This is a genomic window from Streptococcus sp. KR, assembly GCF_002238115.1.
Classification (GTDB): domain Bacteria; phylum Bacillota; class Bacilli; order Lactobacillales; family Streptococcaceae; genus Streptococcus.
Genome location: NZ_NGVM01000421.1, coordinates 1 through 206, shown reverse-complemented (window position 1 = coordinate 206; position 206 = coordinate 1). Strand labels below are relative to the sequence as shown.

General features: G+C 41.3%; 1 protein-coding gene. It reads left to right on the top strand.

All coding sequences use genetic code 11. From position 1 onward, the window contains the following. On the top strand, positions 1-206 hold a 206-nt coding region (locus CBI42_RS12525), incomplete at both ends, for a preprotein translocase subunit SecA (protein ID WP_142294198.1).

Genomic DNA, 206 nt, shown 5'->3' with positions numbered 1-206 from the left:
AGCCGGTTATCCGGGTTGATCATCCCGATGTTTTATACCCAACTTTGGAATCAAAATTCGAAGCCGTTATTAACAAGATTAAGGAACTCCACAAAAAGGGCCAACCAATGCTTGTTGGTACTGTTGCGGTTGAAACTTCCGAATACCTTTCAAAACGACTCGATGAAGAAAAAATTCCTCACGTTGTTTTGAACGCCAAGAACCAT